This window comes from Limnohabitans sp. WS1 (genome assembly GCF_003063265.1).
In the GTDB taxonomy this organism is placed as follows: domain Bacteria; phylum Pseudomonadota; class Gammaproteobacteria; order Burkholderiales; family Burkholderiaceae_C; genus Limnohabitans_A.
The window spans coordinates 25,889-39,152 of record NZ_NERU01000026.1; the positions used below are offsets into that span (position 1 = coordinate 25,889).

Here is a 13,264-nt window from a genome sequence, read left to right on the forward strand (position 1 = left end):
GGTGTCAGCCCAGTTGTTTCAAAAAAGTGGCGCTGTCCATGACATCACCCACCGACCCCATGTCGGCCAGCGCGGCCTGGTGCGCGGCGTCGCTGAAGGCGGCGCAACCGTCGGACAAGACGATGGCGTGGTAATCACGCACATGGGCATCGCGCACCGTGCTGGCCACGCCACCGTTGGTGACGATCCCGCATACCACCAAGGTGTCGATGCCCGATTTTTTCAGCACCCAGTCGAGTTGCGTGTTGAAGAAAGCCGAATACGCCACTTTGAACACCGACACATCGACCAGCGGGGCCAACAGGTCCACATTGGCCTGACCCCGGCTGCCGGGCGCGAAGTCGCCCTTGCGCAAAAACGGGCGGCGCTCTTTGAGGTGGGCCGAAATCATGGGCTCGCCCTGCGCATCGGGCCAGAGGGTGAACAGGCTGGCGGTGACCAAGCCGCCATGGGCTTTGATGGCACGCGCCACCGGGGCCATGCGCTCGGGCAGCTTCACCGCCTCGGCGCTCAGGGTGTTGCCCCGGGCATAAGCGCCGTCGGGCGCGAGAAAGTCGTTTTGCAGGTCCACGATGACCATGCCCAATTTGGCGTTCTTCAAATTCATACGTTCTCCTCGTGTTGTCCAAGTACCCCAAAACTTTGTCGGACTGCAGCATGGATACGGCCAGATGAAGCCTGAAATGTTGGCCCCCCGATCAGCCCGTAGGTCGGTGGCTTCAGCCCCGACATGCAACCTTAGCCCCATTGAGCCATGTCGGACCTGAAGGTACCGACCTACAAAAGCCCAATGAAATTCCACCTCATCCACCACTGCTTTCCTTCACACTTCAGCCCAACTGAGCACTGGTGCGCTCCACCAACAGGTTGCCCAGTTTGTCTACACGGCCTTCAAAGCCCGGCTCCAACCACACGGTCGTATCAGGCTGCTCCAAAATTGCCGGGCCTTGCACCACGGTGCCCACGGGCAGGCTCAAGCGTTCGTAGCGCTGCGCCGTCCACCACTGGCCCTGGTGGTACACCTGCTGCTCGCCCACGGGGGCCGTACGACCTTCGCCTTGCGGGGCCAGTACAGCCAGGTCAAACTTGGGCCGCCGCCCGATGCGGGCATAACGCAGGTTCATCACGCGGATCACCGGGCCTTGCAGCACGCGACCAAAGGCGTGTTGGTAGGCCGTTTCAAACGCCGCCAACAATCCGGCGGCATTCAAAGCTTCGCGCTTCAGGGGCACTTGCAGCGTGTGGGTTTGGCCCATGTAGAGCATGTCAAAGCTGATGACCTCGTCCACCCGCACAAAATTCACACCGGCAGAATCCAGGCGCACCTGGCAGGCTTCGGCCAAGCCATCCACGCGTTCCAGCAAAGCAGGCCAAGCCACATCGGCCAAGGCCACGTTCAAGGTCTGCACCGCGTCGTGGCGCATGTCGGCCATCACGCAGCCCAGCGCCGAGGTCACGCCAGGGTAACGCGGCACGATGCCAGTGGTCACGCCCACCTCGCGCATCATGGCGCAGACATGCAAACCGCCGCCGCCGCCAAAAGGCATGTAGGCAAACTGGCGCGGATCGTGCCCGCGCTCGATCGACACCACGCGGATCGCGCCCGCCATGCGGGCATTGGCCACCGTCAAAATCGCTTCGGCCGCCGCCAGCGCCGTCAAACCCAAGGGCTCGGCCACATGCTGGGCAATGGCTGTTTCTGACAAACCTGAATCGAGCTTTTGCAGCAAACCGCCGCCCAAAGGTCGGTCGGCCGCAATGCGGCCCAGCAGCACATTGGCATCGGTCACCGTGGGGCGAGTGTTGCCGCGCCCATAGCAGGCCGGGCCGGGAATGCTGCCGGCCGACTCGGGGCCCACTTGCAGCATGCCACCCGCATCGACCGAGGCGATCGAGCCGCCACCGGCGCCGATGGTCTCGATCTGGATCATGGGCGAGCGCACCACCAGTCCAAACTCGATCGAGGTTTGCGCGGCGAGGGCCGCTTCGCCACCGGCCACCAAAGACACGTCAAACGAGGTGCCACCGATGTCGCCAGTGATCACGTTTTCAAAGCCCGAAGCGCGGGCGATTTCGGCGCAGGCCATCACGCCCGCCGCCGGACCCGACAGCGCGGTGCGTACCGGCACATCACAAGCAGTCTGGCGCGACATCACGCCGCCATTGCTTTGAACGATCAAGAGTTCACCGCCAAAGCCTTGGGCACGCAAGTCGCCATCCAAGCGCTGCAAATAGCTGCCCACCACGGGCTGCAAGGCGGCATTGAGCGTGGCGGTGGAGCAGCGCTCGAACTCACGGATCTCGGGCAGCACTTCGCTGGCGGCGGTCACATAGCTGTTGGGCCAGATTTCACGCACGGCGGCCACAGCGGCTTGTTCGTTGCCGGGGTTGGCATAGGCGTGCACAAAGAACACACACACCGCCTCGCAGCCTTCGGCCAGCAGGGCGCGGGCTTGTTCGCGCACCTGATCCAGATTCACGGGCGTGTGCAACTGGCCATCGGCCAACACGCGCTCGTCCACTTCCAGACGCCAGGCGCGGGGCACCACCGGAGTGTAGCTGCCGCGCAGGCCCCAGGTTTGCGGGCGGTCGCGGCGGCGCATTTCCAGCACGTCGCGGAACCCGCGCGTGGTGATGATGCCGGTGCGGGCGATCTTGCGCTCCAGCAAGGCGTTGGTCCCCACTGTCGTGCCGTGCACGATCGTGGCAATCTCTTTGGCGCCATCGGCACCGGTGTTGCCGGTCACTTTGGCGATGCCGTTCATGAAGCCCCGGGCTTCTTCGCCTCGGGTCGACGGCACCTTGACAATGCGGGCCTGGCCGGTTTTTTCGTCCAGCACAAACAGGTCGGTAAACGTACCACCCACGTCCACACCCACCACCCAATGCGGCTGATTCACTGCTGCCTCGCTCATGCTTGTTCCTTGGTGTAACCCAGTGCGCTGTCTTTGGCACGGTCTTGCGCCGAGCGCTCAGCGGGCGATCCCCAGCCGCCGCCGCCCGGGGTTTGCAGGCGCACGCGGTCGCCTTTTTTCAGGTGGATGCCCAACATCTTGGACACCATGGGTGGCGTCTTCCATTCGCCGTTTTGGCAATACTCGAACACATTGGGCAGCGCAGGCTGGCCACCGTGAATGCCTTTGGGCGCGGACTTGCCGCGCTCGCCAAAAATGAAAGCCTCGGCGCTGTCTTCAAGCAATTCAATTTCGTAAATCGCGCCCAAGCCGCCCCGGTGCTGGCCATCGCCGCCCGAGCCGGGGCGCAAGGCCCATTGCGTGAAGCGCACCGGGTAGGCCGCTTCCAAAATTTCCATGGGCGGGATGGTGGCGGTCGAGATGGGCGCATTGCCATGCGACAAGCCGTCGCCATCCGAATGGCCGCCGTGCCCGCCACCAAAGAAGCTGAACATCACCCAGCGCTGGCCTTTGCGCTTGTCGTCGGTGCGGTGCCCGGCGATCGACAAGGCGTTGATGGTGCCGTAGGCATGGGCCACTGCCCGCTGCGGGTCGGCCAGGGCCGTGGCGCTGAAGATCACATCGATCATGCGCAAAATGGTTTCGGTGTAGCCACCCACCGGACGCGGGCGCGAAGCGCTGATGACCAGGCCATCGGGGATCACAAAGTCCACCGCATCGAGCACACCCGCGTTGGCGGGCACGTCGGGGAAGACATGCTTCAAAGCCACATAACAAGCGGCCACCGCTGTGGCGCGTGAGATGTTCACCGGACCCGCGCACTGCGCCGAGGTGCGCGAAAAGTCCAGCGTCAGCCGGTCACCGGCCACCGTCATGTCGAGTGCAATGGTGAGCAGCTCGTCTTTCACACCGTCGTTGTCCAGCACGTCTTCAAAGCTGTAGCGGCCATCGGGCAGGCTGGTGATGTGCGAGCGCATCAGGCGCACGGCGCGTGTGCGCAACTCCACCAGGGCCTGCGCCACTTTGGCGTCGCCGTATTCGTCGAGCAAACCGTCCAGGCGGCGGGCACCCAATTCGAGCGCGGCCAGCTGGCCGTTCAGGTCACCCCACAGGCTGTCGGGCAAGCGGGTGTTGGCGCGAAGGATGGCCAGCACGTCGTCGTCGAGCACACCGCCGCGCAAGATGCGCACCGGCGGGATCTGCACCGCTTCTTGCCAGCACTCGGTCGCCGCTGGGTTGTAGTTGCCGGGCACCGCACCACCCACGTCGTGCCAGTGCGCGGCCGAGGCCAAAAAGCAATACAACTGCCCATTGCGAAAGCAGGGCTTGACCAGCTTGAAGTCGTTGGCGTGGGTGCCGCCCTCGTAGGGGTCGTTGAACAGCCAGACATCACCCGGCTGCATGCCGCCGCGCTCGGCGGCCACGCGCATGGCGGCGCGCACGGCAAAAGCCATGGCCCCCACAAACACAGGCAAGCCCGACTTGCCCTGGATCAGGGTGTCACCGGTGAGGGCGTCGTACAGGCCGTGGCAAGCGTCGTGCGCCTCGGCAATGATGGGGTTGAAGGCGCTGCGGTACAGCGTCGCGTCCATCTCGTCGGCAATCTGTTCAAGTCGGCCGCGCAGCACGGCCAATGTCACGGGGTCCATCACCGGTTCAATTACACGTTCAGTCGGGTTCATGCAGGCTTTCTTTGTTTGAGCAGAGGCAGCAAGCCCCCTGCATCGACCATGTCCATCAAAAATTCAGGAATCGGGGCGCAGGCCAAGCGCTGACCGTTCGCGCGAATCACCACCGGGGTGTCGCCCTCAAACGTCACACCCACACGCTCGCCCTCTTCGATCTTGTCGGCTTCTGGGCATGTCAAGAGCAGCAGGCCCAGGTTGAAGGCGTTGCGGAAATACAGACCGCTGTAAGACGGTGCAATCACCGCCGCCAGGCCCAGGTGCCGCAGCACACCGGCCGCCTGTTCGCGCGATGACCCGATGCCAAAGTTGGCCCCGGCCACAATCACATCGCCCTCGCGCACGCCCGAAGCGAAGTCGGTGCGCACCGCCTCAAGGCAATGCCAGCCGATCACTTCCAGGCCATGCTTCATGTAAGCGCCGGGGGCCAGGGCATCGGTGTCCACATCGGCACCGAGCCGCCACACCCGTGCGTTGTCAAATGCGCGCTGTGTCATGCCAGCACCTCGCGTGCATCGCTGATGCGCCCGCGCAAAGCCGAGGCTGCCACGGTGTAGGGCGAAGCCAAATACACGTTCACGCTGGCCGGGCCCATGCGGCCTTTGAAGTTGCGGGCGGTGGTTGAGATCACGGTGGAGCCTTCGGGGAAAGTCGCGCCGTAGCCCGCACACGCGCCGCAGCTGTTGGGCAGCACCATGGCCCCGGCGTCCAGCAAGGTTTGCATCACGCCTTCTTGTGTGGCCTGGGCTTGTTCACGGGCGCTGGCGGGTGCCACCATGAGCTGCACACCCGCAGCCACGCGCTGGCCCTTGAGCACCGAAGCGGCGGCACGCAGGTCTTCGAGCTTGGCACCGGTGCAGGCACCGATGTACGCAATGTTCGGCATCACGTCGGCAAACTTGGCCACATCCCGCGTGTTGGCGGGGCTGTGCGGCGCGGCCACCTGGGGGCTGAGGCTGCTCGCATCAAAGCTGTGCTGTTCAAAATCGGCATCTTCGTCGGTGTGCCACTGCTCAGCCCCTGCCAGATGTTCAGGTGCCACGCCAATGCCGCGCAGGTGCTGCAAGGTGGTCTCGTCTGCCGCGATCAAGCCGGCCTGCGCGCCCATCTCAGCACTCATGTTGGACAGCGTCATGCGCTCGGCCATGCTCAGTGCCTGCACCGCAGGCCCTGCAAACTCCACTGCCTGGTATTGCCCGCCATTCATGCCAAAGCGCCCCACCATGTGCAGCATCATGTCTTTGGCCGACACGCCATGTTGCAGGCGGCCCGACCAGTGCATGCGCAAGGTGCGTGGCACCTGCACCCAAATTTGGCCCGTCACACACACCCCCAGCATTTCGGTCGCACCGATGCCGAACATGTAGCAACCAAAAGCACCGCCTGTGGGCGAATGGGAGTCGCCCCCCACACAAAACATGCCGGGCTTCAAGTGACCGCGCTCGGGCAGCACCACATGGCAAATGCCCTCGCTGTCGATCACATGGGGCAACTTCCATTGTTTGGCCGTGTCGCGTGCGATCTGCACAATCTGCTGCGCATCCGCGTCTTGTGCGGGCACATAGTGGTCCAGCACCAGCACCACTTTGTTTTTGTCCCAAATTTCAGCCCCCAGCTCGTCCAGCATGGGTTTCAAGCGGCGCGGACCCGATGAGTCGTGGAACATGGCCAGGTCGACGTTGCAAGTGACCACCTCACCCACGGCCACATGGCTGCGGCCAGCGGCACGGGCGATCAGCTTTTGGGCCAGGGTTTGTGGCCGTAAAGGGCTTGTGTTCATTCGGGCTTGGCTCCTGCGTACTGCACCACCGCCCGCCAACGCACGATTTCGCTGTCGACAAAGCGGGCAAACTCCTCTGGGCTGTTGCCCACGGGCGTGGCACCTTCATGCTCGATGCGGCGCTTGACTTCGGGCGACTGCACGGCTGCGCGGGCGGCATCGGCCAAACGGCGTGTCAATTCGGGGCTCATGCGGCCCGGGCCAAACAAACCAAACCAAGCGCTCGACTCGTAACCGGGCAAGCTCTCGCCAATGGCGGGGACTTGGGGAAATGCGGGCAGACGCTTGGCGCTGGTCACCCCCAAGGCCTTGAGCTTGCCGGCCTTGATGTGCGCTTGCACATTCCCAATGGCGGCGAACATCAAATCGACTTGTCCAGCCAGCACGTCTTGCACCGCAGGCGCTGTGCCCCGGTAGGGGATGTTCACGATGTACACGCCCGACTGCATCTTGAAGGCGTCACCGGCCATGTGCAGAGAAGAGCCCAATGCACCAATCGCAAAGTTCAGCTGCCCCGGCTTGGACTTGGCCAGCGAGATCAATTCCTTGACATTGTTGGCCGCGACTTTGGGGTGCGCCACCAGGATCGACGGCGAAGTCGACACCATGGTCAAGGGCGTGAAGTCTTTCACCGGGTCAAAAGGCAAGCTGGGGTAGAGCGAGGCGTTGATGGCGTGGCTGGTAAAGCTCATGAGCAGTGTGTTGCCATCGGGCGCGGCCTTGGCCACAGCGTCTGCGGCCAAATTGCCGCCCGCGCCGGGCTTGTTCTCGACCACCACGGTGCGGCCCAACTGGGTGCCCAGCACCGTGGCCAAGGTGCGGGCCATGGTGTCGGTGGTGCCGCCAGCGGGGGCACCCACCAAAATTTTGATGGGCGGCTGGGTTTGGGCTTGCACCCAACCGGAGGTGGCCGCACAGGCCAAGGCTGCGATCAGCACCAAAGCGCGGCGTGAAGTTGTGGGCCGTTGAAAAATCGGGGTGTATGTCATGCGGCAGTCCTCCAAGTCAAAAATTCAATCGGTTGTCTGAAAACGCTGGCCTGCGAACGCTGGCTATGCCATGGGGACAGCTCAGCTCAAGGGCATTGGCCTCCCCTGCAGAGGACCCTCACATGCCCAAATAGGCTTGCCTGAGGGTGTCGCTGGCCAACAACTCAGACGGAGTGCCAGAAAAACGGATCTGCCCGTTTTCCATCACATACGCCCGATCAGCGATGTCCAGGGACTGCCCCACGTTTTGCTCCACCAGCAAGATGGCCAAGCCGCTGCTGCGCAGCTGCGAGATCAGGCCAAACATCTCTTCCACCAACAGCGGCGACAAACCCAGCGAGGGCTCGTCCAGAATCAGCAAGCGTGGCTCGGCCATCAGGCCCCGCCCAATGGCCAACATCTGCTGCTCGCCACCGCTCAAAGTGCCGGCCAACTGGGCCACACGCTCTTTCAGTCGCGGAAAAGTGTCGTAGACCTTGTCCAAGTTTTGCTGCTTGCGCTCACGGCCCCGAGTGAAGGCCCCCAGCTCCAAGTTCTCGTGCACGCTCAGGTTGGGGAAAACCTTGCGGCCTTCGGGCACCTGAATCAAGCCCTGCATGACCACCTGGCGCGAATGCAAACCGGTGATGTTTTGACCATCAAAACCCACTTGCCCCCCACGCGTGCCCACCAGACCGCTGAGCGTGAGGTTGAGCGTGGTCTTGCCCGCGCCGTTGCTGCCGAGCAGCGCCACCAGCTCACCCGGCATGACCTGCAGGTCCACACCCCGCAAAACCTCAACCACGCCGTAGCCGGATTTGAGGCCCTGCACATTCAACAAAGCGCTCATGCCTGTGCCTCCTGAACTGTTTTGGCGACGTTCTTTTGCAAACGCTCGGCCGTGCCATGGCCCAGATAAGCCTCGACCACGGCTTTGTTGTTCGTCACCTCAGCGGGTGTGCCTTGGGCAATCAACTGCCCTTGCGCCAGCACCCACACCTCTTGCGCCAGGCTCATCACCGCTTGCATGACGTGCTCGATCATCAACACCGTCACGCCGCTTTGGGCAATGCCTTGCACCACCGGGATCATCTCGGCAATTTCTTGCGGGTTCAGGCCTGCCAGCACTTCGTCCAGCAGCAGCAAGCGCGGACGCGTGGCCAGTGCGCGGGCCAACTCCAAGCGCTTGCGGCCCGCCACCGTCAGGTCGCTGGCCAGCTTGTCGAGCTGGGGCGTCAAGCCCACTTGGCTCGCCACCGATTCGGCAAACGCCAACGCTTGGGCTCGGCGCGGCAAATGCAGGTGCGCCCCCACCGCGATGTTTTCGCGCACTGTTTGTGCAGCAAAAGGCTGCACGATCTGGAAGGTGCGTGTCAGGCCCATGCGGGCGTTCAGGTGCGGCGGCTGGCCGGTGATGTCCTGGCCCGCAAACACCACACGGCCCGTGTCGGGTGTCAAAAAGCCCGACATGAGGGCAAACAAAGTGGTTTTGCCCGCACCGTTGGGACCAATCAAGGCGCTCAAGCGCCCTTCAGTCACCGACAGGCTCACGTTTTGCACGGCCTTCAAGCCGCCAAAGGACTTGCCCACGCCCTCGATTTGCAGCAGCGTGCTCATGGTTTATCTCCATCCGTCTTGCTGCCACGCAAGAATTGCAATGGTTTTTTGAGACCCAGGCCAGAAATGCCACGGGGCAAAAACATCACGATCACGATCAGCACCACGCCATAAATGACCATGTTGATGCCCGGCAGCTGGCCAAACAAATTGCGTGTGAGGTCGGCCAGGATGTGCAGACTCACGGCACCCAGCAGCGGCCCCCACAGCGTGCCCAGCCCCCCCACAATCGCGCCCACCAAGGCTTCGACCGAGGTGTGTGAGCCAAAGGCGATGCCCGGGTCGATGTATTGAAACACCTGCACATAAAACGCACCGCCTGCGCCCATCAGGCCGCCCGACAACACGGTGGCGATCAGCTTGACACTGAAGGGGTTCACGCCAATGGCGCGGGCCGCGTCTTCGTTGTCGCGCACGGCCTGCAAATAGGCCCCAAAACGTGAATGGCGCAGCCAGGCGGTGATGCACAGCGCCAACGTGACCAAGCCCAGCATGAGCCAAATGAAACCGGCGCGGCTGCCAAACTGCATGTTCGCAGTCGACTCCTTGAGCGGCAGCATCAGGCCCACACCTGCACCCGTGAAGGACACCGAGGTCGCCAAAATGCGAAACACCTCGGCAAAAGCCAGCGTGACCAGCGCAAAGTAAGAACCCTTGAGGCCATAACGGAACGAGGCCGCGCCCACAAAAGCGCCCACGCCCGCCGCAAACACCATGGCCAGCGGCAAAGCCACCCAGGGGCTTAAGCCCCACTGCATTTGCGCAATGGCTTGCACATAAGCGCCCGTGCCAAAGAACAGCGCATGGCCAAAAGAAAACTGACCGCCAAAACCGCCCAGCACGTTCCAGGCTTGCGAGAGCAAGCAGGCGTACAAAGCGGTCATCACAAAGTTGAGCATCACGCCCGAGTCGGTGAGAAAAGGCACCATGCCCACCAACAGCACAAACAGTGCAATGTTGCGAAAGTCTTTCATGCCTTAGCTCCAAAAAAGCCTTGGGGTCTGAGCAAGAGCACCACAATGAAAATCACAAAAATGCCCACCTGGCCCAGCGACTCACCCAGCAGCAAACCCCCCAGCGACTCCACCACACCGATCAGCAAGCCACCCAGCAAAGCCCCGGCAAAACTGCCCATGCCGCCCAGCACCACAATGGTGAAGGCCACCAGCACAAAGCCGTTGCCCACTTGCGGGTTCACGTAATAGGCCGGCATCAAAAAGCAGGCCGCTGCGCCCAGACTGGCCAGGCCCAAACCAAAACACATGGCGTACACATGGTCCACATCGATGCCCATCAAGCGTGCGCCTTGCTTTTCTTTGGAGACGGCGCGAATGGCACGACCCAAATCGGTCTTTTGCACAATGAGCAACAAAACAGCCGACACCACCAAGGCACCGGCAAAAGACACCAGCTTGGGCAGCGCGATGAAGGCGGGCCCGATCTCGACCGTGGTCAAGGTGTAGGCGGTCTCGATGGTGCGGGTGTCGGACTTGAAGAACAAAAGTGCCAAATTTTCGAGCACGATGGAGATGCCCAGCGTGACGAGCAGGATGTTTTCATCCTTGCCATGGCTGGCACGGTTGATGACGCCGCGTTGCAGCGCATAACCCAGCACAAACATGGCCGGAACCATGATGGGCAGGGCCATGTAGGGATCGACCCCGAAGTGTTGCTTCAGCATGTACACGCCATACAGCGCCACCATCAGGGCCGCGCCATGCGCGAAATTGATGATGTGCAGCACGCCATAAATCAGCGTGAGGCCCAGCGCGATCAGCGCGTACACGGCACCGGTGGTGATGCCGTTGAGCACCGAAGGAAACAGGATGTTGAAGTCCAGCATCGGGGTCTTTCAGTTCAGCGCAGCTCAGCCCTTGAGCGGGAAAACAGGCTCAATCTCGCGGTAGTCGCGCGGCACGATGACCTTGATGTCACCTTTGTGGACCTGGGTCATCAAAGGCTGTGCGCCCATGTTCTGGCCATTCACAAACTGTGTGGGGCCGTAGGGCATGATGTGGTTTTGGAACTTGCTCGAAGCCAGCGCGTCAATGATGGCGGCGCGGTCGGGCGACTTGGCACGCTCAATCGCATCGGCCAGCAGCATCATGGCGGTGTAGGTCATGAACACTTCGTAGCTGAAGAACTGGCCCTGTGCTTCGACGCGCTTGCGCAACTCGGCCGAGCGCTTGTCCTTGGGGTTGAACCAGTGGTTGCAGTCGATGATGCCGTTGGCCGCATCGGGGAATTCCTTGACGAACTTGTAGCTCGACGCCGCGCCACCCAGCACCGAGTAGATGGCCTTGGGCGTGATTTTTTGCTGCTGCAAAGTGCGCACCAGCAAAGCGTATTCGTTGTAGTAGTTGGCCGGGATCAGGATGTCGGGGTTGACCTGCTTGATGCGCAGCGCAATGTTGTTGAAGTCACGCGTGGGGTTGGCGTGCTTGATGATTTCCTTGACTTCGTAACCGTAGCCGGGCAGCTCTTTGGCCAGCAAGTTGGCGGTGCCTGTGCCGAACAAAGACTCTTCGTGCACGATCATCACGGTGCGGGCGGGCTTGCCAGCGGCGGTGTTGAGGGCGTGGAGGCTGGCCACAGCCACTTCGGCGCACTTTTTGTAGCCAGGGCCAAAGCGGAAGGTATTTTTCAGGCCACGCTCAACGATCTGGTCGGCCACGCCGACGTCGACCACATGGGGCAGGTTGTACTTGGCCGCTGCTTGTGTGGTGGCCAGGCAAATGGCCGATGCAAAGGCACCGACCACGGCGCTCACACCCGCTTCGTTCATCTTCTCGATCTCAGCCGTGCCCGCTTGGGGGCTGGACTGCGCGTCGCCCAGCATGGCTTCGATCTTGGCGCCGCCCAGCGACTTGATGCCGCCAGCCTTGTTGATGTCTTCAATCGCCATCAAGGCACCCATGCGGCACTGCTGGCCCGAATAAGCCAAGGCACCGGTGACGGGGTGTAGGACACCGACTTTGATGGGCTTGGGCTGAGCCCCGCCTACCAATGGAAAGGCAAGAGCCGAGGCCGCAGCAGCGGACTGGCCCATGAAAGTGCGACGTGAGGTCATGAGAACATCCTTTAAGTAGGTCAATGAAAGTTGGCGGACAGCTCTTGGCTTACCCACACCTTGGCGTCAATGCTGCCAACGCGGGATAACTGCATCTGGTATTCGTACCGGTCCGGTCGGTACAAGCCATGCAGCCATTGGACGGGACGGTCGTCCTCGTCATAAATCAAACGCCGCACCGCCAGCAAGGCCGATCCGACAGAAACATCCAAATGCTGGGCCAGCGCCATATCGGCCAAGCGGGCCGAGATCGTTTGTTCGGCGCGGCCGACTTTGACGCCCGACTCTTCGAGCAACACAAGAATAGGTTTTTGCGCCAATTCGCGCTTGCCAAAACCCGATGAAATCGCATCGGGTACCCAAGTGGTGATGTGCGACAAGGGACCTTCGGGGGTGCTGCGAACACGCTCAGCTTTTTGCACCCAAGCGGTGCCAGGCAGTTTCAAGGCAGCGGCCACATCCACCGGCGCACGCAAACGCTCTACCGACAGGACATTGACCTGCGTTCGCAAGCCCATGGTGACCAGGTTTTCCAGCAAACCCGTCAGGCGGGCTTGTTGACCCGTGGCCATGGTAGAGGCTTGCATCTGAACCTCTTGCGCACGAGCAGACACAGGCCGGGTGCCACGCCCGGGCTCCCGGTGGATCAAACCCTCTTCGGCCAGTTGCGCCAAAGCCCGTCGCACGGTGACACGCGCCACACCAAACTGACCCATCAAGGCCAACTCACCCGGCAATCCTGCGTCAAAACGCCCTTCGCGCAATTGCTCACGCAACACCAGGTAAATCTGGTGGTATTTGGGCAAAGGCAGATGGGCATTCATGGGGCGCTATCGTGAAACAGTCCCATTGTCCTGTCAATAGGACATTCAAGTCTTCATCATGGGACATTTGATCGGGGATTTCCCTAATCTCACATGCTTTGGAACTTTTGCCCCGCAGCGCGAGGCCCCCACGCCGAGCACTGAACGCACTGTTGGTTCGGCCCGATGAAGTTTGCAAAAACGCTTTTTGTGGAAGCGACGCCCTCGTAGCGATCACCCTCGCAGACCCCCAACCATCGCCCCGAGGGCGGGGCTCCCACAAAACACAGGCAGCCTCCTGATAGGGGTAGGAAAGGCCAAGGCCTCCCCTCCCTCCGAACCGTGCGTGCAGTTTTCCCGCACACGGCTCTCCAGTCAGTGGTTTCCTCATCGGGATTGGCTCGCTTGCATTCGGGCCTGCGTCAT

General features: G+C 62.0%; 12 protein-coding genes and 2 pseudogenes. 1 reads left to right on the forward strand and 13 read right to left on the reverse strand.

From position 1 onward, the window contains the following. Positions 1-4: 4 nt before the first annotated feature. The 8 genes from B9Z48_RS20500 to B9Z48_RS22140 form a co-directional block, all read right to left on the reverse strand. Positions 5-607: a cysteine hydrolase family protein gene (locus tag B9Z48_RS20500; protein WP_108380469.1), complete on the reverse strand. Its 603-nt coding sequence runs from the start codon at positions 605-607 to the stop codon at positions 5-7. Positions 608-830: 223 nt separating this feature from the next. Continuing rightward, on the reverse strand, positions 831-2,915 hold the full coding sequence (locus B9Z48_RS20505; RefSeq protein WP_108380470.1) for a hydantoinase/oxoprolinase family protein: 2,085 nt from the start codon (positions 2,913-2,915) through the stop codon (positions 831-833). Further along, the gene (locus B9Z48_RS20510; protein WP_233261209.1) at positions 2,912-4,597 is read right to left on the reverse strand and encodes a hydantoinase B/oxoprolinase family protein; all 1,686 of its coding nucleotides are present in this window, start codon (positions 4,595-4,597) and stop codon (positions 2,912-2,914) included. Before B9Z48_RS20510 ends, B9Z48_RS20505 begins: the two co-directional genes overlap by 4 nt. Beyond that, positions 4,594-5,097 (reverse strand): 3-isopropylmalate dehydratase, encoded by a 504-nt coding sequence (locus B9Z48_RS20515; protein ID WP_108380472.1) that lies wholly within the window; start codon positions 5,095-5,097, stop codon positions 4,594-4,596. Before B9Z48_RS20515 ends, B9Z48_RS20510 begins: the two co-directional genes overlap by 4 nt. After that, positions 5,094-6,380: a 3-isopropylmalate dehydratase large subunit gene (locus B9Z48_RS20520; RefSeq protein WP_108380473.1), complete on the reverse strand. Its 1,287-nt coding sequence runs from the start codon at positions 6,378-6,380 to the stop codon at positions 5,094-5,096. The genes B9Z48_RS20515 and B9Z48_RS20520 overlap by 4 nt, the downstream gene beginning before the upstream one ends. Next, a complete protein-coding gene (locus B9Z48_RS20525) occupies positions 6,377-7,369 on the reverse strand; it encodes a tripartite tricarboxylate transporter substrate binding protein (RefSeq protein ID WP_108380474.1) in 993 nt (330 codons plus the stop codon). The genes B9Z48_RS20520 and B9Z48_RS20525 overlap by 4 nt, the downstream gene beginning before the upstream one ends. A 118-nt stretch (positions 7,370-7,487) precedes the next feature. Then, positions 7,488-8,198 carry an ABC transporter ATP-binding protein gene (locus B9Z48_RS20530; RefSeq protein ID WP_108380475.1) on the reverse strand — a complete coding sequence of 237 codons (711 nt, stop codon included), beginning with the start codon at positions 8,196-8,198 and terminating at the stop codon, positions 7,488-7,490. Next, a complete protein-coding gene (locus tag B9Z48_RS22140) occupies positions 8,195-8,440 on the reverse strand; it encodes a hypothetical protein (protein WP_368665928.1) in 246 nt (81 codons plus the stop codon). The genes B9Z48_RS20530 and B9Z48_RS22140 overlap by 4 nt, the downstream gene beginning before the upstream one ends. Here B9Z48_RS22140 and B9Z48_RS22145 point away from each other — a divergent pair. Beyond that, a pseudogene (locus tag B9Z48_RS22145) lies at positions 8,381-8,563 on the forward strand (hypothetical protein); the annotation flags it as partial. The gene B9Z48_RS22140 and the pseudogene B9Z48_RS22145 overlap by 60 nt on opposite strands. Here the strand turns inward: B9Z48_RS22145 and B9Z48_RS22150 are convergent. The 5 genes and pseudogenes from B9Z48_RS22150 to B9Z48_RS20555 form a co-directional block, all read right to left on the reverse strand. Continuing rightward, a pseudogene (locus tag B9Z48_RS22150) lies at positions 8,486-8,965 on the reverse strand (ABC transporter ATP-binding protein); the annotation flags it as partial. The pseudogenes B9Z48_RS22145 and B9Z48_RS22150 overlap by 78 nt on opposite strands. After that, on the reverse strand, positions 8,962-9,939 hold the full coding sequence (locus tag B9Z48_RS20540; protein ID WP_108380477.1) for a branched-chain amino acid ABC transporter permease: 978 nt from the start codon (positions 9,937-9,939) through the stop codon (positions 8,962-8,964). The pseudogene B9Z48_RS22150 and the gene B9Z48_RS20540, both read right to left, overlap by 4 nt. Further along, positions 9,936-10,808: a branched-chain amino acid ABC transporter permease gene (locus B9Z48_RS20545; protein WP_089957501.1), complete on the reverse strand. Its 873-nt coding sequence runs from the start codon at positions 10,806-10,808 to the stop codon at positions 9,936-9,938. The genes B9Z48_RS20540 and B9Z48_RS20545 overlap by 4 nt, the downstream gene beginning before the upstream one ends. Before the next feature lie 24 nt (positions 10,809-10,832). Then, entirely contained in the window at positions 10,833-12,035 is a 1,203-nt protein-coding gene (locus B9Z48_RS20550; RefSeq protein WP_089957503.1) for an ABC transporter substrate-binding protein, read from the reverse strand. 20 nt (positions 12,036-12,055) lie between these two features. Beyond that, on the reverse strand, positions 12,056-12,859 hold the full coding sequence (locus B9Z48_RS20555) for a GntR family transcriptional regulator (RefSeq protein WP_194944734.1): 804 nt from the start codon (positions 12,857-12,859) through the stop codon (positions 12,056-12,058). Positions 12,860-13,264 lie beyond the last annotated feature (405 nt).